Source organism: Pseudomonas sp. AE27, assembly GCF_037113495.1.
Lineage (GTDB): Bacteria > Pseudomonadota > Gammaproteobacteria > Pseudomonadales > Pseudomonadaceae > Aquipseudomonas > Aquipseudomonas palmensis.
The window spans coordinates 836,899-854,945 of sequence record NZ_CP146966.1 but is presented as its reverse complement, the minus strand read 5'-3'; the positions used below and the strand labels follow the sequence as shown (position 1 = coordinate 854,945).

16 protein-coding genes are annotated in these 18,047 nt (G+C 58.6%); 9 read left to right on the top strand and 7 right to left on the bottom strand.

Annotation, left to right across the window (positions count from 1 at the left end):
- The first annotated feature begins 1,235 nt into the window (after nucleotides 1-1,235).
- From V9K84_RS03990 to V9K84_RS03970, 5 genes are all read left to right on the top strand, one after another.
- The gene (locus tag V9K84_RS03990) at nucleotides 1,236-2,498 is read left to right on the top strand and encodes a TolC family protein (RefSeq protein ID WP_004574340.1); all 1,263 of its coding nucleotides are present in this window, start codon (nucleotides 1,236-1,238) and stop codon (nucleotides 2,496-2,498) included.
- Entirely contained in the window at nucleotides 2,495-3,955 is a 1,461-nt protein-coding gene (locus V9K84_RS03985; RefSeq protein WP_004374629.1) for an efflux RND transporter periplasmic adaptor subunit, read from the top strand. Before V9K84_RS03990 ends, V9K84_RS03985 begins: the two co-directional genes overlap by 4 nt.
- Nucleotides 3,952-7,101 (top strand): efflux RND transporter permease subunit, encoded by a 3,150-nt coding sequence (locus V9K84_RS03980; RefSeq protein WP_004374632.1) that lies wholly within the window; start codon nucleotides 3,952-3,954, stop codon nucleotides 7,099-7,101. Before V9K84_RS03985 ends, V9K84_RS03980 begins: the two co-directional genes overlap by 4 nt.
- Before the next feature lie 145 nt (nucleotides 7,102-7,246).
- A complete protein-coding gene (locus V9K84_RS03975) occupies nucleotides 7,247-7,579 on the top strand; it encodes a DUF2790 domain-containing protein (protein ID WP_004574339.1) in 333 nt (110 codons plus the stop codon).
- A 157-nt stretch (nucleotides 7,580-7,736) separates the two neighbouring features.
- Nucleotides 7,737-9,062 carry an OprD family porin gene (locus V9K84_RS03970; RefSeq protein ID WP_024616830.1) on the top strand — a complete coding sequence of 442 codons (1,326 nt, stop codon included), beginning with the start codon at nucleotides 7,737-7,739 and terminating at the stop codon, nucleotides 9,060-9,062.
- Nucleotides 9,063-9,239: 177 nt separating this feature from the next.
- Here V9K84_RS03970 and V9K84_RS03965 read toward each other — a convergent pair whose 3' ends face one another.
- The 6 genes from V9K84_RS03965 to V9K84_RS03940 form a co-directional block, all read right to left on the bottom strand.
- Entirely contained in the window at nucleotides 9,240-9,683 is a 444-nt protein-coding gene (locus V9K84_RS03965) for a DUF411 domain-containing protein (protein WP_024616829.1), read from the bottom strand.
- A complete protein-coding gene (locus V9K84_RS03960) occupies nucleotides 9,673-10,515 on the bottom strand; it encodes a cytochrome c (RefSeq protein ID WP_024616828.1) in 843 nt (280 codons plus the stop codon). Before V9K84_RS03960 ends, V9K84_RS03965 begins: the two co-directional genes overlap by 11 nt.
- 9 nt (nucleotides 10,516-10,524) lie before the next feature.
- Complete coding sequence (locus tag V9K84_RS03955; RefSeq protein WP_024616827.1) at nucleotides 10,525-11,616, bottom strand: copper resistance protein B; 1,092 nt, start codon at nucleotides 11,614-11,616, stop codon at nucleotides 10,525-10,527.
- A complete protein-coding gene (locus tag V9K84_RS03950) occupies nucleotides 11,606-11,920 on the bottom strand; it encodes a hypothetical protein (protein WP_024616826.1) in 315 nt (104 codons plus the stop codon). The genes V9K84_RS03955 and V9K84_RS03950 overlap by 11 nt, the downstream gene beginning before the upstream one ends.
- A 12-nt stretch (nucleotides 11,921-11,932) precedes the next feature.
- Complete coding sequence (locus V9K84_RS03945) at nucleotides 11,933-13,756, bottom strand: copper resistance system multicopper oxidase (RefSeq protein WP_024616825.1); 1,824 nt, start codon at nucleotides 13,754-13,756, stop codon at nucleotides 11,933-11,935.
- Nucleotides 13,757-13,949: 193 nt separating this feature from the next.
- Complete coding sequence (locus V9K84_RS03940; RefSeq protein ID WP_003139535.1) at nucleotides 13,950-14,156, bottom strand: co-regulatory protein PtrA N-terminal domain-containing protein; 207 nt, start codon at nucleotides 14,154-14,156, stop codon at nucleotides 13,950-13,952.
- A 290-nt stretch (nucleotides 14,157-14,446) separates the two neighbouring features.
- Here V9K84_RS03940 and V9K84_RS03935 point away from each other — a divergent pair, with 290 nt between their 5' ends.
- Genes V9K84_RS03935 through V9K84_RS03920 form a run of 4 tightly spaced genes read left to right on the top strand, consistent with a single transcriptional unit; the run spans nucleotide 14,447 to nucleotide 16,781 of the window.
- Nucleotides 14,447-14,707 carry a membrane protein gene (locus V9K84_RS03935; protein WP_004577564.1) on the top strand — a complete coding sequence of 87 codons (261 nt, stop codon included), beginning with the start codon at nucleotides 14,447-14,449 and terminating at the stop codon, nucleotides 14,705-14,707.
- A gap of 44 nt (nucleotides 14,708-14,751) precedes the next feature.
- Nucleotides 14,752-15,588, top strand: coding sequence for a DUF692 domain-containing protein (locus tag V9K84_RS03930; RefSeq protein ID WP_024616824.1), 837 nt, complete (start codon nucleotides 14,752-14,754; stop codon nucleotides 15,586-15,588).
- Nucleotides 15,585-16,376 (top strand): DNA-binding domain-containing protein, encoded by a 792-nt coding sequence (locus V9K84_RS03925; RefSeq protein WP_024616823.1) that lies wholly within the window; start codon nucleotides 15,585-15,587, stop codon nucleotides 16,374-16,376. Before V9K84_RS03930 ends, V9K84_RS03925 begins: the two co-directional genes overlap by 4 nt.
- A gap of 51 nt (nucleotides 16,377-16,427) precedes the next feature.
- Entirely contained in the window at nucleotides 16,428-16,781 is a 354-nt protein-coding gene (locus V9K84_RS03920; RefSeq protein WP_075044229.1) for a hypothetical protein, read from the top strand.
- Here the strand turns inward: V9K84_RS03920 and V9K84_RS03915 are convergent.
- Nucleotides 16,750-18,039, bottom strand: coding sequence for an ISL3-like element ISPpu12 family transposase (locus V9K84_RS03915; RefSeq protein ID WP_004574636.1), 1,290 nt, complete (start codon nucleotides 18,037-18,039; stop codon nucleotides 16,750-16,752). The two genes, V9K84_RS03920 and V9K84_RS03915, sit on opposite strands and share 32 nt — an antisense overlap.
- Between the last annotated feature and the right edge of the window lie 8 nt (nucleotides 18,040-18,047).

Genomic DNA, 18,047 nt, shown 5'->3' with positions numbered 1-18,047 from the left:
TGGCGTAACCAGGGATTACGAGATCCTCTCAGTTGTAACTGGTGCCCCAGGCCCTACGGGCGGAGATATGCGATGAAGGGTCGACGGAAAATAAAGACTGACAGATGGCTTCTAAAATCGACAATTGAAGACGGCGCACGAGAGATTCTGCTTGCTCGGTCTGAGAAACAAGGAAGATTGCTCGACATTGCCGCGCAAAGTGGCAAAAAAATGGAGCCCGCTGGGCGACTGTGTGGCTGAAAGGCAGGATTCACCTTTGAGGGGTGCAACATGAACAAAACTGAAATAATCGCGTTTTGCCCCATTGCACCATTGGGTTGCTGGAGCTTCGTCCATCGGTGTTTCGTTGGAAGGTGCCAGCAGGCATTAGCACTAGCTACGCATGTGCTTGGATCTCGAACGCTTGCCGTACTCTGGCTGTACAAGCCCGCCATCGGATTAGCACATCAAGTGCCTTGCAGCATACTGATGACTAGATCGGGCTATGAGCAAGTGAACACGCTTTTGGGGCGAATTGAACATTGTGTATACATTTAACGCCTTCAGCCCGGGGCAGACGCGCAATGAGCTCTTCTATGGCGCCGACTCGTCCAGCGGCAGCCTATGGCCTTAACCAAGTGGATCAATGGATCGAGCTCAGTCATTTACAAATTTCAGCAATCGACACGTAGTACACGTCCGCATCATTACGACCTCAACCTCCCACACATGTCACACGCTTGCGGGGCACGTCGAAGTGCACTCATGCCTCGAGGCAATCTGCTATAGTCGCCCTATAGCCCCGCTTGGTGAATTGCTGTGCGTCGGATTGGATTGATCCTGGTAATGATTGCTAGCCTCGTGCTGCCGACCTTCGGCGGTATGGCTTTCAGCATGCCGGCACAACCTTGCCCGATGCAGAGCGCCGATCATCAGGACCATGCAACGGCCGATGCTCCGTGCTGCGAGCAAATGGACACGTCTGATGGGGTGGCCAATAAGTCTCCCTGCAAATCCGGCCAGGAATGCAAGACCGGAGGACTTCTCCAGACCAATGTGATCAAGAGCATATCCCCTCTTCCCTCACGCCCCGAAATATTGCTGACACAGTCGGTGATTAAGCGAGAGCCAGCAGGACTCTGGCGCCCTCCTCGTTTCGTCTAATGCAGTGATCATCCCGCGCCTTACAGTCAGGCGCATCGTCGCGGCCACGTTTCGTAGCTGCGACCTCGATCAATCGCATTGGAGGCGAAAGCATGTCCGCTTTCCTTTTTCCACGCCGTGGCTATCTCGGTGTGTTGGCTGCCGCATTCTGGGCAGCTCCCTGGCTTGCCGCGCAGGCGCAGCCCCTAACCTTCGAACGAGCCCAAGCTCTGGCCGAGCAGAGTGCCCCTGAGAACCTCGCGCGCCAGGCGCAGGTGGCTTCGGCACAACAGGCTGTAGGGCCCGCAGACGCCCTGCCCGATCCCAAGCTGATTCTAGGCATCGACAACCTGCCGATCGAAGGCCCTGACCGTTACACACTTAATCGTGACTCCATGACCATGCGCCGCATTGGGCTCATGCAGGAAGTCCCCAACAGTGACAAGCGTCAGGCTCGGCGCCAGGTGGCCGAGGCTTCAGTTGTCCGAGCCGAGGCCGAGCAGCGTGCCATGCAGTTGGAGATCAAGCGCCAGACAGCAGTGAGCTGGCTGGACGTGTACTACGCCGAACGCAGTGTTGGCCTCTTCGATCAACTGGACCGTCAGATCGAGATGCTCCGCTCGACCGTGCAATCGCTGATTGCCGGCGGTAGTGCTCAGCCTGGCGAGCTGTTGCAGGCCGACCAGGAAGCTTTGGCGTTACAAGATCGGCGAGATGAACTGAATCGCGATGTGGCAGTAGCTCGTGCCAAGCTGCGCCGCTGGATAGGCAACGAGGCTGACCAGCCTTTGCAAGGAGGTGTTCCCAATCTGAACCTGGTGGTACCGCACCTGCAGCAACGCATTGCCTCACACCCTGAGTTGCGCGCTGCCTCCGCCCGAGTCGGCGAGGCTAGCGCCGAGCTGAACGAGGCCATCGCCGAGAAGACCCCCGACTGGGGTGTTGAGTTTGCCTACAACAATCGCGACAACCAATTCGGCGATATGGTGATGGTGCAATTTACCTTCGACCTGCCGTTGTTCGTAGGCACACGTCAGGGGCCCAAGATCAACGCCAGACAACAAAGCGTGTCGCAGATGGAAGCCGAGCAGGAAGCATTACTGCGCGCCCATCAGGCTGAGCTGGAAGGCGGTATTGCCGAGCTTGAGCAACTGCGCAGGACCTTGTCACGCACCGAAAAAACCTTGATCCCGCTTGCAAGCAAACGTGCCGATCTCGAACTTGCCGCTTACCAGGCCGGCAACAGCCAGCTGACATCCGTCCTCACCGCCCAGCGCGACCTGATCGAGGCTCAGCTACGGCAGATTGAACAGCAGCGCAAGCTGAGCCAGCTCTCCGCAAGCCTGTACTACGCCTATGTGGAGGGACTGAAATGAAGATATCGGCATTTGGTTTTGCGGTCGCCTTGCTGGCCGTGGGCATTGGCGCGGCGGGCGGTGGCTACTGGCTGGCCCAGCGGCAAGCCAAACACGAGATCCTGCCTAGCTCCGCACCGACGGACGAGCGCAAGGTGCTCTATTGGTACGACCCGATGCAGCCTGAGCAGCGCTTCGATAAGCCGGGCAAGTCACCTTTCATGGATATGGAACTTGTCCCTAAATACGCAGGATCCGAGCAGGATCCGTCTGTCCTGAGCATCCCCGCTCAAGCCGTGCAGAACCTCGGAATGCGAACCTCGATGGTGATCCGAGGTGTACTGCCCTCGGATATCGAGGCGGTGGGTTCCCTGGCCTATAACCAGCGAGAAGTGGCGAACCTCCAGGCCCGCGCCGGCGGATTCGTCGAGCGGGTTTACGGTCGCGCCCCGGGCGATGTGCTGCCTGCCGGAGCCCCCCTGGTCGACCTGCTGATTCCCGAATGGTCCGCCGCGCAGTTGGAGTTCCTGGCGGTACTGCGTACCGCTGACACTCGCTTGATAAGTGCGGCCCAAGAGCGCCTGCGCCTGCTTGGCATGCCTCAAACGTTGATCGAGCAGGTCCGCCGCAGCGGCAGACCACGGGCGGTGCAAACCCTCACCACACCTATCAGCGGCGAGCTCCAAGCCTTGCAGGTACGCGCCGGGATGACCGTCGAAGCCGGGCAGGATCTGGCGTTGATTAACGGGCTATCCAGTGTCTGGCTCGATGCGGCGATACCCGAGGCCATGGCCGGAAGTATCCAGGTCGGGGACGAGATCCGCGCCAACCTGACGGCCTTTCCTGATCGACCGCTGCTGGGCCGCGTCATAGCCTTGCTGCCGAGTGCCGATCCGCAAACACGCACGCTCACGGTACGCAGCGAGCTACCCAACCCTGCCGGTAAGTTGCGCCCCGGCATGTTCGCCGCCGTACGCCTGAACAGTGCCGTCGAACAATCCACGCTTCTTGTGCCGAGTGAAGCCGTGATTCGCACCGGGAAGCGTGCGTTGGTGATGCTGGTAGAAGGCGATGGGCGCTACCGCCCCCTGGAAATAACCTTGGGCCGCGAGGCTGATGGGCGTCTGGAGGTGTTGTCCGGTCTTGAGGAGGGTCAGGCGGTCGTTACCTCCGGCCAGTTCCTCATCGATTCGGAGGCCAGCCTACAGGGTGTCATGGCCAGCCATGCCGAGCAGGACAATAAGAAGGAACTACATGAGGCCCATGGTGTGATTCGTGCTCTGGACGCGGAGTCAGTCACCCTGGAGCACGGGCCCTTCGAGAGCCTGAATATGCCAGGTATGACCATGGCTTTTCCATTGGTCAGCTCAGAAGTAGCTGTGGGACTTAAGCCAGGAGATCACGTACGTATCGGCGCCCGCCAGAAAAACTCCGGCCTGATGATCGAGCAGCTCAGCAAGGAAGGAGACCAGCCATGATCGCACGCCTGATCCACTGGTCTATCGGCAATCGCTTTCTGGTGCTGCTGGCGACCCTGTTCATCACCGCCCTGGGCATCTGGTCGCTGCGCAACACGCCGTTGGATGCACTGCCGGATCTGTCCGACACCCAGGTCATCATCCGCACAAGCTTCCCCGGGCAGGCACCGCAGATTGTCGAGAACCAGGTGACCTACCCGCTGGCCACCACCATGCTCTCGGTGCCGGGGGCGAAGACAGTGCGCGGCTACTCGTTCTTCGGCGACTCCTTCGTTTATGTGCTGTTCGAGGACGATACCGACCTCTACTGGGCACGCTCGCGGGTGCTGGAGTACCTCAACCAGGCGCAGGAACGCCTGCCCGAGGGTGTTACCACCACCCTTGGGCCGGATGCCACCGGCGTGGGCTGGATCTACCAGTACGCCTTGGTCGACCGCAGCGGCCAGCATGATCTTGCCCAGCTGCGGGCACTGCAGGACTGGTTCCTTAAGTACGAACTCAAGGGCCTGCCCAACGTAGCCGAAGTGGCCACCCTCGGCGGCATGGTCAAGCAATACCAAGTGCTGCTCGATCCCCAGAAGCTGGTGGCTTATGGGGTAACTCAGCAGGAGGTCGAAGCGGCGCTGAAGAGCGCCAATCAGGAAACCGGCGGCGCCATCCTGGAGCTGGCAGAGCGCGAGTACATGGTCCGGGCTTCAGGCTATCTAGAGAGCCTGGCGGATTTCCGCAATGTGCCGCTGCGGGCTTCGGCCAGCGGAGTTCCGGTGCTGCTGGGTCAGGTGGCCACCATTCAGTTGGGGCCAGAGATGCGTCGTGGCATTGCCGAGCTGGATGGCCAGGGTGAAGTTGTAGGTGGCGTGGTCATCTTGCGCTCCGGAAAGAATGCCCGCGATACCATCGCCGCGGTGAAGACCAAGCTGGACAGCCTGAAGGGCAGCTTGCCGGCCGGCGTCGAGGTGGTCACCACCTATGACCGTTCGCAATTGATCGACCGCGCCATCGATAACCTCAGCTACAAGCTGCTGGAAGAGTTCGCGGTGGTTGCCCTGGTTTGCCTGATCTTCCTCTGGCACCTGCGCTCGTCGCTGGTCGCGATCATCACCCTGCCCCTGGGCATCCTGATGGCCTTCATCGTCATGCGCTACCAGGGCGTCAATGCCAACATCATGTCGCTCGGCGGGATCGCAATCGCCATCGGCGCCATGGTCGATGCCGCCGTGGTGATGATCGAGAACGCGCACAAGCACATCGAGGCCTGGAAGGCTCGACACCCCGGTGAACCGCTTCAGGGCGAGGCGCACTGGCGGGTGATCGGCGAAGCTGCGGCCGAGGTCGGGCCGGCGCTGTTCTTCAGCCTTTTGATCATCACCCTGTCTTTCCTCCCGGTCTTCACCCTGGAGGCCCAGGAGGGTCGCTTGTTTGGCCCGCTGGCATTCACCAAGACCTATGCCATGGCTGCCGCTGCTGGCCTCTCGATCACCTTGGTACCGGTGCTGATGGGCTATTGGATTCGTGGGCATATCCCCAGCGAACAACAGAACCCCTTGAATCGTTGGCTGATCGGTGCATACCGGCCGGTGCTGGAGTGGGTGCTGGCTTGGCCTAAGGTGACCCTAGCGCTGGCCTTGCTAGTGTTTTTGTCCAGTCTCTGGCCCCTCAGCAGACTCGGAGGAGAGTTTCTACCGCCGATGGACGAGGGCGACCTGTTGTACATGCCATCAGCCCTGCCCGGCTTGCCGGCCAGCAAGGCCACCCAGCTGCTGCAGCAAACCAACCGGATGATCCTCACGGTGCCCGAAGTGGCACGGGTATTCGGCAAGGCCGGGCGAGCAGAGACCGCCACCGATCCAGCACCGCTGGAAATGTTCGAGACCACGGTGCAGTTCAAACCACGCGATCAATGGCGCGCGGGGATGACACCCGAAAAGCTGATCGAGGAACTGGATCGCGCGGTAAAAGTTCCGGGGCTGTCCAATATCTGGGTGCCGCCCATCCGCAACCGCATCGACATGCTGGCGACGGGGATCAAGAGCCCCATTGGGGTGAAAGTGTCCGGAACCTCCTTGGTCGACATCGAGCGCATAACGCGCGATATCGAGGCCGTGGCCAAAGAGGTGCCTGGGGTGAGTTCGGCCTTGGCAGAACGCCTTACTGGCGGCCGTTACGTGGACATCCAGATCGATCGACTGGCCGCGGCGCGCTATGGCCTGAGCATCGCCGATGTGCAGGCGGTGGTATCGGGCGCCATCGGCGGCAGCAATATTGGTGAGACGGTTGAAGGACTGGCCCGCTTCCCGATCAACCTGCGCTATCCCAAGGAGTGGCGAGACAGTCCGCAGGCACTACGGCGTATGCCGATCCTCACGCAAGCCGGCCAGCAGATCACCTTGGGCACCGTCGCCCAGGTTAGTCTGACCGAAGGGCCGCCAATGCTGCGCAGCGAGAACGGGCGTCTGTCCGGTTGGGTCTATGTCGATGTCCGTGGGCGCGACCTGGCATCGACCGTGCGCGAGTTGCAGCAACGCGTAGCTGAGCAGGTACAACTCGATGCTGGCATGACCGTCTCCTACTCCGGTCAGTTCGAGTTCCTGGAGCGCGCCAATGCACGGCTGGCCTGGGTGGTACCGGCGACCTTGTTGATCATCTTCGTGCTGCTTTACCTGACCTTCAGCCGCTTCGGTGAGGCCCTACTGATCATGGCAACCCTGCCCTTCGCCCTATCGGGCGGCATCTGGCTGCTCTACTGGTTCGGCTTCAACCTGTCGGTTGCCACTGGGGTCGGCTTTATCGCCTTGGCCGGCGTCTCGGCGGAATTTGGGGTGATCATGCTGCTGTACCTGAAGAATGCCTGGCATGCACGTATGGATGCCGGGCGCAGCGGTGACCCGGCACTACTGGAGGCAATTCGTGAAGGCGCAGTGCTGCGCGTGCGGCCCAAGGTGATGACGGTGGCCGTGATCATCGCCGGCCTGTTGCCAATCCTCTGGGGCGGAGGTGCCGGATCTGAGGTGATGAAGCGCATCGCCGCGCCCATGGTCGGCGGCATGATTACCGCGCCGCTGATGTCCATGTTGGTTTTGCCGGCCGCGTACTGGCTGATGCGAAGGCAGCGTACACAGAAGGTTCGCGCACCGCAGGAGCTATAGCTTTACAAACCCGGGCAAGCCACGCGCCAAGCTGACTCGCCCGGGTAACGCGGCAGGAAGCATTACGGCGATGTAACTTTGACTTCATTTTTATGACAGGTTGAGCGGATATATTTTAATCACCACCTTGAAGGAGTGATTAAACATGAAAAGCCTCAAAGTTATTGCAGCCCTTGCCGCTATGGTTGTTTCCTCTGCCACTCTGGCAGAAGGCGGCGCTGATCGTGTTTATGGTCGGATGATTCAGGCCAATGAGCAGGCCATGCAAGAGTATGCTGCCGCTAACGGAAAGAATCCGCCTGAAGTTATTCATTACCGCTACGGCATGAAACTCGATATCGCCAGGGTCGTGGCCACTACCCCGACGGACTCTAGCTGCGGTGTGATGCCGGCCCAGATGACCTACGAGGACTCCAATGGCGATCTGAATATTCTTGAATACCGGGCAGCCGGGACAGGTTGCCGTAATCAAAACTAGATAAATGACATCGCGCTGACTGAAATGTAATTTCCAAGTCACCCTGACGTTATTTGGCATGTGGAAATATGACCAAGGCGTGCCTGGCTATGCCCGGCGCGCTTGGCACATATATGCGACCACACAATGACAACTGCCAATAACATCAGGAGCATTTATGAATAACAGAACCCTGTTAGGACTTTCTCTGCTCACTCTGAGCGTCAGTACCGGGCAAGCTGCAATGGCCGCCGGCGAGAAAGGCGAGGGATTTATCGAAGGCAGCAGCCTGACCATTCTCAATCGAAATCTCTACTTCAACCGCGATTTCCGTAAAGGCCAGTCCAGCAGCTCGGGTAATGGCTATTCGGAAGAGTGGGCGCATGGCGTGATAGGCAGATTCGAGTCTGGTTTCACCGAGGGCACCATAGGCTTTGGTGTCGATGCCTTTGCCATGCTAGGGCTCAAGCTTGACACCGGCGACGGCCGTTCTGGAGCAGGCGGCTCAGTCGACGTGATGCCTTACAACAGCCTCGGGCAGGCTGAGGACAACTACTCAAAACTGGGGGGCGCGGTGAAAACTCGGTTCATGGATACCGAGATCAAGGTAGGCGACGTCTTTCCCGTCAGCCCGGTCGTCCAATACGGTGATGCACGGCTTTTACCGGAGAGTTTCCGAGGTGTCACCGTGGTCAACAGCAGCGTGGAAGGACTGTCGCTTCAGGGCGGTCGCCTCCACTCGATGAGCCAACCCAATACCAGCAGCATGCGCGACGGCTTCGCTACCTTCTACGCGGGCGAAGTGGACTCGCCATGGATCGCCTATTTCGGTGGTGATTACACGCTTAATGACAACGTCGGCTTTAGTCTCTACACCAGCCGCCTCAAGGATGCCTGGAATCAATATTACGCGGGCACCACGCTGAGCTACCCGCTTGCGGACGATGTCGCCTTGATCGGCGGGCTGAACTACTACAAGGCGGTCGATGAAGGGAGGCAGCTCCTCGGGAGCTTCGATAACAACATCTGGAGCGGCAAGGTCGGCATCCAATTCGGCGCTCATACAGTGCTGGTGGGTCTCCAGCGCAACAATGGCGATGATGACTTCGACTACTTGCGCCAATCGGACTCCATCTACCTCGACAACTCCATCCAGTACAGCGACTTCAACTCGCCGAAGGAGAAGTCATGGCAAGTGCGCTATGACCTGGATATGGAGCCTTTCGGTGTGCCTGGATTGAGCTTCATGACTCGATATGCCCAGGGCTGGGATGCCGACTACAGCAACGCCAACGAAGTCTATATGCGCCGTGATGACAACGGCGATCCGTTGACCAACCAGAAGCGCTGGGAGCGGGACATCGAGGCCAAGTACGTTGTGCAGTCTGGGTCGTTGAAGGACATGTCCTTTCGCATTCGACAAGCCACGACTCGCGCCACCGACTTCGAGTCGGATTTGGATGAGTTCCGCCTGATTGTCGAGTACCCGCTGGAAGTTCTCTAACCCTGGCAAGCGAGCGGGTTGATTGCCCGCTCGCTCCTTGGTCCTGCTGTCCCCTCGTAGTGCTCCTTTGGTTTGGAGACAGCCCTTGGCGCCCTAGGGCGCCTTTTTTACTTAGGTTAAAGGACGTATGAAAATGAGTCGGCCACTACACACAAGCGGCCGTGCTGGCAGGCAGTACTACTGGGCGGGATATTCTGCAACGACCTGATCAGAACCCGTCTTGGTCAAGCCAATGACCTGGTAGGCATGCTGTACGCCATCGACTTCCATGCCGGGGGAGCCCGCCGGCATCCCGGGAACAGCGATGCCCAGCAGATCATCGCGCTTGGTGAGTTCGATGACCTGAGCCGCCGGCACATGACCTTCGACGAACTTGCCGTCAATCACCGCGGTGTGACAAGACGCCAACCGCGGCGCAACGCCCAGACTTTGCTTCACTGCCGTCATGTTGCTTTCGACATGGTCGACGACTTTGAAGCCATTCGCTTCGAGGTGTGAGATCCACTTCTTGCAACATCCGCAATTAGCATCACGATGGACATCAATCGTCAGGGCATCAGCGGCTTGAACTGCAGATGTGACGGAGAGAGCGGCCAGCAAGGCCAGATATTTAGCTTTCATGCACGTGCTCTTTGCCATCGGCGTGGGTATGGGTCTTGGGCGAGGCATTCGGAGTTTGCTCGGAATGATGGTCTCCGCCGCTTGGGGCGGCCTCATCCCCGGCATGGTGGTCATCGCTACTCATGTCCGAATGGTGACCTGCCTCAGGTGCGGAGCCACCCTCGCTATCAGTAGCCGCGGCATCGTGATGGCCAGGCTCTCCGGCATCACCTGTTCCATGATGGTCTTCGCCACCGCCGCTATTGCCATGATGGCCAGGCTTGTTGTCGCCGTGCTGACCTTCATGATTGTGCATTTGCGTTTCCCCACCACCATGCTGATGGCCGCCACTGGATGCGACGAGTGCTTGGTATTGCTTGGCATCCATCGCCGGCAATTGGTCAAGGAAGGCAACCATGCCCCAGATGTACTCATCGCCCATGCTCTTGCCCCACGCAGGCATACCCGTTGCCTTGATGCCATGCTTGATCACCCAGAACGCTGCTGACGGATTGCCATCGACACCGATTTTGGCGAGGTTGGGAGGCGCAGGATAAAGCGATTGGCTTAGCTCGGTCTCCGCCACACCTGGCGCCAAATGACAGCCGATACACATGGAGTTGTAGTTGCCCGCACCGGCGCGAATAAGAGCTTGATCATCCAGGTTGGGAACCTCGATGTTCCGCGAACGGACTTCGATAGAGCGGTCACGGGCCATCGTGAGAAACGCATGCACTGCAGGAAAATGGGGATCGTCGGCCCCCACGTTGACCACGCCAAAGTAGGCACCGGCCAGGACAGCTGTGCTACCGACCACGCCGGCCGCCACCAAAGTTTTAATTGTTCTTTTCATGTCAGGTTCTCAAAACCACATCCGGATACCGGCGACAAAACGCGCCTCGTCTACATCACCGCCCTCGTCGCGCACCATGTCTGCCGTGTTGCCATAGGAGCGGCTCCAAGAAACCCCGATATAGGGGGCAAACTGCCGGACAATCTCGTAACGCAGACGTAAACCGAGCTCGGTATTGGCCAACCCGGACCCCACACCTCGCTCAGGATCGTTCTTGCCGTAGAAGTTCATTTCGGCAGTTGGCTGGAGAATCAGCCGGTTGGTCAGCAGAATGTCGTACTCGCCCTCCAGTCGGGCAGCAGTTTGGCCATTCTCGCCGACGAAGGCCGTGGCTTCGGCCTCAAAGGCGTAAAGCGCCATGCCCTGGATACCGAAGGCGGCCCAAGTCTGCGGCGACTCCGGTTTGAAGTCCTGGCGGACGCCCGCGACGACATCCCACCAAGGGCCGATCGAGCGGCCGTACAGCAGCTGTAATTCAGCGTCCTCGGTAACGCCGTTGGTACGCTCGCCTTCGGAGCGGAACCAGACCCGGTTGATATCACCGCCTACCCAACCCGACGCATCCCAGGCCAGGGTGCTGCCCTCATCTGCGTCTTGGTATTCGAGCTGATCGAGCAGGAAAAAGCTGTTGATGGCGCTGTCATGCACCTTGTGGCCAGGCAGTGGCGGGAAAGCCGCTTGGCGATCAGCATCCGTCAGAACGGGAATCGGCGTACGACTGGTAGTTCTCGGGGCTTCAGCGGAGCCATGGTTCATCTTCGAATGATCCATGCCCTCCATCTGTCCCTGCATGGTGCCGTGTCCCATCTTGCTGTGGTCCATGGCTGGGGCCTTCTCTTGGCTCTGGCTGTGGCCCATCTGGCTATGGTCCATGCTGCCCGATTCGCTCTGCATGGCACCATGATCCATCTTGCTGTGATCCATGCCCTCCATCGGCGCTTTGGCGGAACCGTGGCCCATCTGGCTGTGGTCCATCGACATGGAGCCGTGCCCCATTGCCGAATGATCCATTTCTTCCGCAGCCTGGGTAACGCCGCCGCTGAGTGCACTCAGCGACACGACCAGCGCTATGAGGGACGGGCGTGAAAACCTAGTGGTCATGGTTCGAACCTGCTTCGGCTTCGGTGCCGCCATGCTTATCCATCATCTTCTCGTGCCCCATATCGTCATGGTTCATGCCCTCATGATCCATGGTGCCATGATCCATCTGCTGGCCAGCGGCCTTGCCTTTCGATTGATCTGCAGGCTTGTCACTGATGGCCTCGGGCGCAGCCGACTCGGCAGCATGTTGTTCGTGCTCGCTGTGCCCCTCACCTGCCAATGACGTCGGCGCGTACAAAGCAGCCAAAAAACTGAACATCGCTGCGCTGCCAAACAGGGCATTACGCTTCATAAAAGTACTCATCAGAAATCTCCTTTACTCATCCACACGGACTTCACGGAACATGCCCATTTCCATGTGGAGCAACAGGTGGCAGTGGTAGGCCCAACGCCCCAACGCATCGGCGGTCACCCGATAGCTGCGCTTGGAACCTGGCGGCATGTCGATGGTGTGTTTACGCACCAGGAAATTGCCGTTCGCATCCTCCAGATCACTCCACATGCCATGAAGATGGATCGGGTGAGTCATCATGGTGTCGTTGACCAGCGTGATGCGAACACGCTCGCCGTACTTGAGGCGTAGAGGCTCGGCGTCAGAGAACTTGATTCCATCGAAGGACCAGGAGAATTTCTCCATATGCCCGGTGAGGTGCAGCTCGATGGTGCGACTTGGCTCACGCCCGTCCGGATCAGGGAAGGTGCTGCGCAGGTCAGAGTACGTCAGCACGCGCCGGCCGTTATCACGCAGGCCGATACCTGGGTCGTCCAGCTTGTGCGTCGGCGTCATGGTCTGCATGTCGACCAAAGGATTGTTGGTCTCTGAGGCCGGGTGTGCCTGCATGTTGCCAGCCATGCCAGCCATGCCAGCCATGCCAGCCATGTTTGAATGATCCATTCCGGCCATCTGGCTGTGATCCATACCAGCCATGCCACCCTGCATGCTGCCATGATCCATTCCCGCCATATTGCCCTGATCCATCCCGGCCATGTTCCCGTGATCCATACCGCCCATGCTGCCGTGATCCATACCCATGTCGCCCATGGCAATCAGCGGACGCGGGTCGGGGCTGGGTACTGGTGCACTCAACCCCTCCTGTACAGCAAGGGTGCCGCGCGCATAGCCAGTGCGATCCATGGATTGTGCAAACACGGTATACGCCTGTTCGCTGTCTGGTTCGACGATCACGTCGTAGGTCTCGGCCACGGCGATACGGAACTCGTCGACGCTGACCGGTTTGACGTGCAGACCATCGGCCGCAACCACAGTCATCTTCAGGCCCGGGATGCGCACATCGAAATAGGTCATCGCCGAGGCGTTGATGAAGCGCAGGCGGATCTTTTCGCCTGGTTTGAATATGCCGGTCCAGTTGCCATCAGGTGCCTGGCCGTTCATCAGGTAGGTGTAGGTGTAGCCACTGACGTCGGCGAGATCAGTCGGGCTCATCTTCATTTCGGCCCACATCTTACGGTCGGCTACGGCGGCGGACCAACCCATCTCGCTTACGTCATCGATGAAGTCACCAACGGTGCGTTTGTGCTGGTTGTAGTAGTCCGACTGTTTCTTGAGCTTGGCCAGTACCCGCGTTGGATTTTCATCCGTCCAGTCGCTCAGCAACACGACGTAATCACGGTCGTAACTGAAGGGCTCGGGCTCCTTGGCATCGATGACCAGCGCACCGTATACGCCGACCTGCTCCTGGAGCCCAGAATGGCTGTGATACCAGTAGGTGCCGTTCTGGTTGACCTTGAACTTGTACTCATACATGCCATCAGGGGCGATGCCATGGAAGCTCAGGCCAGGAACGCCATCCATGTTCGCCGGCAGGATGATGCCGTGCCAATGGATGGAGGTGTCCTCCTTGAGGCGGTTGCGCACGCGCAATGTGACGGTATCGCCTTCGCGCCAACGAAGAATCGGCCCAGGGAGCGAGCCGTTGATGGTCATGGCCGTGCGCGCTGCGCCGGTGATGTTCACCGGGGTTTCACCGATGAATAGGTCGAATTCGTTACCAGTCAGTACGTTGGGCTGGCCGGGGCTGTTCACCGCCCAGACCGGCGTGCGCCACAGGCCAAGTCCGCCGATAATACCGGTGGCTGCCAGGCCTTTGACGAAGGTGCGCCTTGTGGTTTTGCTTTGCATGCCGTTTTGTCCAATCCGTCAAATGAGCCGGTGATGGTGTGCCCGGTCTCGGGTTCATGGCTGCTTCAATGTCGGGGATTTACCCCTCAACTTTCCACGTCGGTGCATTGCACAAGCCTTACCGACGATGAGCAGTATGAAACTGCCATATCCCAACCATCCGGGTGATTACATTTCTGTAAGGTAGATGACTTCAGCAGTTGGTGTGCTCTGCTTGCTCGGTTGGACTGCTGGCTACAGGAGCCTCAACTTTCTGCTGCTGGGCCACCCGGTAGGCCTCCAGAGACGTCTGGCGTGCCTGCTCCATGCGCGCGAAGGTTCGGTCAGCACCACCTTCAGCCATTGCCAAGCTGGAGATGCTCAGAGCAGTAACTACAAGCAGAGCTTTGATCGATTTCATTTTGGGTATTCCTCGTAAGTTAAGTGGTCCCTGCAACTGCAGAGGCCGAGCTTTAGGCTCGATGTCACGTTAACTAAGAGGGCCTGTCAGCAACCTGAGCCGAACATTACAGTTCTGTCAGGTTGCTATTTCTTTCTTGTAGCCCATCCAGAAGGCTCGGTACTGTCTTTCATGCCCTCATAAAGCCTTGCGAATTTCTTGAGAGGGCATGCTCGGCAGCGATGCCTAAGCTACTCAGGGTCATTCGCACCCGCGGATAAGACCACCAACAATTAAGAGAGATTGTCACTATGTCGAATAAATCCAACGTCGCTACCGGTGCCGCTCTGGCTCTCGTGGCCGCCAGCCTGTTTGCTACCCTGCCTGTCCAGGCCGCCCAGGACACCAAAGCAGCTGAAGTGAAGTGCTTCGGCGTCAACGGTTGCAAGGGCCAGAACGACTGCATGACCGCCAAAAATGCCTGCAAAGGCCAGGGAGAATGTAAAGGCCAGGGTTTCAAGCTGATGACTCAGGCCAAGTGCGATGAGGCCGGTGGTAAGACCAGCGAATAATGCCGTTGCGGGGAGTGCCTGCCACTCCCCTGCTGGAGTCTTGAATGAGTAAGCACAAAACACTGGGGTTCGGTCTTGGCCTTCGCAGTGAGTATTACCAGCAGATTCTTGAACAGCGACCTGCGGTCGACTGGTTTGAGATCATTTCCGAGAATTACCTGGTGGGCGGTGGCAAGGCCCTCTACTTTCTCGATGCGATTGGCGAGCAATACCCGTTGGTGATGCACGGAGTATCGCTGTCGATCGGCGGTTCACATAACCTGGACATGGGCTACCTACGACAGCTCAAGCAACTGGCGGACCGGATACAGCCCCAGTGGGTTTCCGACCACTTGTGCTGGAGTCGCGGCAACGCCCATCAACTCCACGACCTGCTGCCGCTGCCATTTACCCAAGAAAGCCTGCTGCATGTCGCCGCGCGGGTGCGTCTAGTGCAGGATGTTCTGGAACGTCCCATTGTGCTGGAGAACGTTTCCTCTTACGTGCAGTGGAAGACGTCCAGCATGAGCGAATCGCAGTTTCTCTCGGAACTGAGTTTCCTGACCGGTTGCGAATTGCTCCTTGACGTGAACAACGTCTACGTCAGCGCACGAAATCAGGATTTTGACCCATGGCAGTTCATCTTGGAATTGCCGCACGAGCGGATTCGTCAAATTCATCTGGCCGGGCATAGCGATTACGGGCAATACCTCATCGACACCCACGACCAGCCCATCGCTGACCCGGTTTGGGCGCTCTACAGCAAGACTTTGAGCTACTTGGGTCCAACGTCGACGTTGATCGAGCGGGATGATCATTTTCCACCGTTCGAGGATCTGTTATCCGAGTTGGAGCATGCCCGAGCTATCGCCAATGGCGTGATATCGAGGGCAACCCTTTGAGCCTGAGCGCCTTACAGACTGCATTTGAAACTTACCTGACAGATGGTGCCCTGCCCTCCAACGAGCTTTTGGAGCAAGTCCGGGGTTGCACTGCGCTGAGTGCCCTCGAAGGCCTGCGGATCTACCATAACGCCTATCGCTCGCGCCTGCTGGCGGTGCTGCGCGAGGATTTCCCGGCGCTGCAGCAATGGCTGGGAGAAGAGTCGTTCGAGCAACTCGCACTGGCCTATTTCACCGCCTGGCCACCACGGCATTTCAGCATTCGCTGGCTTGGTGAGAAGCTGCCCGAGTTTATTGGCAGCTACATTGCGGAACCTCAACTTTCACCGATTCGCGAACTCGCGGAGCTTGAGTGGGCTTTTACACTGGCTTTCGATGCGCAGGACGTCGAAGCGCTTTCACTGCAGGCCATCAGTGAGTTTTCGGCTGAAGACTGGGTTTCATTCAGGGTTTCCCTGACTCCATCTGCCAGATGGCTGCGATTGCAGTACAACACCCTGGCGCTGTGGAAGGCTGCCAAGTCTGGGGATCTGCTTCCCGTTGCCACCCAACCAGCCGGGAATCGAGACTGTCTGGTCTGGCGTCATAACCTCGTATGCCAGTACCGAAGCCTGGAGCCAGAAGAGGCGTCAGCATTGCGGTTTTTCGTCGAGGGTGGATCGTTCGCCGAACTCTGCGAGTCATTGAGCGCAACACATGGAGAGCAAGCCCCCCTGCAGGCCGCAACTTGGTTGAAATTGTGGGTCAACGAAGGTTTGCTAAAGCTCAGGGCAACTATTCACGAATGACCCGGAACCTATAGGCTAGCGACTTCTCTTTGGCCACTCCCGAGCGCGTCTATGACACACCGCATCATTCATTTCAAACAGCAAGCCTTGCTGGACCCAGAGACTTACCAGGCGATGCTGGCCGACGGCGTAGGTCATTGGGAGGCGCTTGTAGGAAAAGTCGTCGGAATAGAAGACGAGAAAAGCCACGAGTTCGCCGCATTGAAAAGCCTGTTCAAGCGAAAGCGCTACTCCTATGACACGCTGGAAATGCGCGAGCCAGGCAATCACTCAAACTGGCTTCGCGGCCGAGATGGGGAAGAAGGTATTACTAACGGGTATACGGATTTAATGGTTGATGGGGCACCTTCACCCCATCAATCTGATACCACCCTCAGATGGTTGATAGATCGACTCCGTAGTTGAGTTCCTCTGCGAAGTCCGGCAGTCCGTAACCGATGGTTTTCTTGTAGAAAGGAGAGACCTTCGCAGTCGGTGCCTTCTTCTTGTGCTTCGTGGTGTAGAGCATTCGTGCCCGCATCACCTCGAAGGAGTAACCGCGCCCTTCACGGTTCTTGTCCTTGGCCAGTCGGTTGATGGACTCCGTGTAAGCGTTGGTGACGGGCATGTCCGTCTCGAAGTAGGTCATGGTCTCTTCGCGCCAGTTTCCCACTGCCCTGACCAGATCGCTCCAGACTTCCTTTTGGCCCTTCGGGATGGTGGCTATCCACTCGTCCAGGGCGGCTTCTGCCTGGAGCCGTGTGGTGGCGTCCCAGATGCCGTAGAAGCGCTCCTTGTGCTCGTAGGCGGCCAGCAGTTGCGGGAACGCGCCTGTCCAGGTCTCCATGATGAGGCGCTCCCGGTCTGAGACTTCGTGAGCGCGTTTCAGCAGGATTTTCCGGTCTCCCTTGAGAGTCCGGCTCTGGGACGGTTTCAGCTCCTTTCTGAGGCCCTTGCGCACTCTCTCTAGGGCATCGTTGGCCATGCGCACCACATGGAACTTATCGACCACGATACGGGCCTGGGGCAGCACAGCCTTGACCGCTGCCCGGTAGGGGTTCCACATGTCCATGCTGACGATCTCGACCTTCTGCCGGTCTTTCAGCTTCATCAGGTAGTTGGTCACCACGTCCTGGCGGCGGGTGGCCAGCAGGTCGAGCAGGGTTCGCTCCTCAATGTTGGTCAGAATGCAGCGGTAGCGCTTGTTCAGGTATAGCTCGTCAATGCCCAGGATGCGGGGCGTCTCGAAGCGGTGCCAGCGCCCCAGGAACTCGGCGCGGGCGTTGAAGATGTCGCGCACCGTCTTCTCGTCCAGGCCGGTCTGTGCCGCCACAAAGGTGTAGGGGTGGTTGAAGGATTCCTTCTCCACGTACTCATGCAGCCGCAGTGTCATACGGAATCCGTCCACCATCTCCGGTAGCTGGGGCCTGAATGTTGTCTTGCAGGCCCGGCAGGTGTATCGGCGGCGGACCACCCAGAGAGTGACCCGCTTGCCGTGGATGGGCAGATCACGATAGGGAACGTCACGCTTGCCGAACCGTACGAACTCACCCTGCACGCCGCATTCCTCGCAGGCGATGGGATCGGGCACGTCCACCTGGAAGTGCATTTCGTCGTCGGTTGATTTGCAGCCCAGTACTTGGTATTGCGGCAGGTGAAGGATGTTGTCGGGAAGTTCGGTCATGGTGTTGT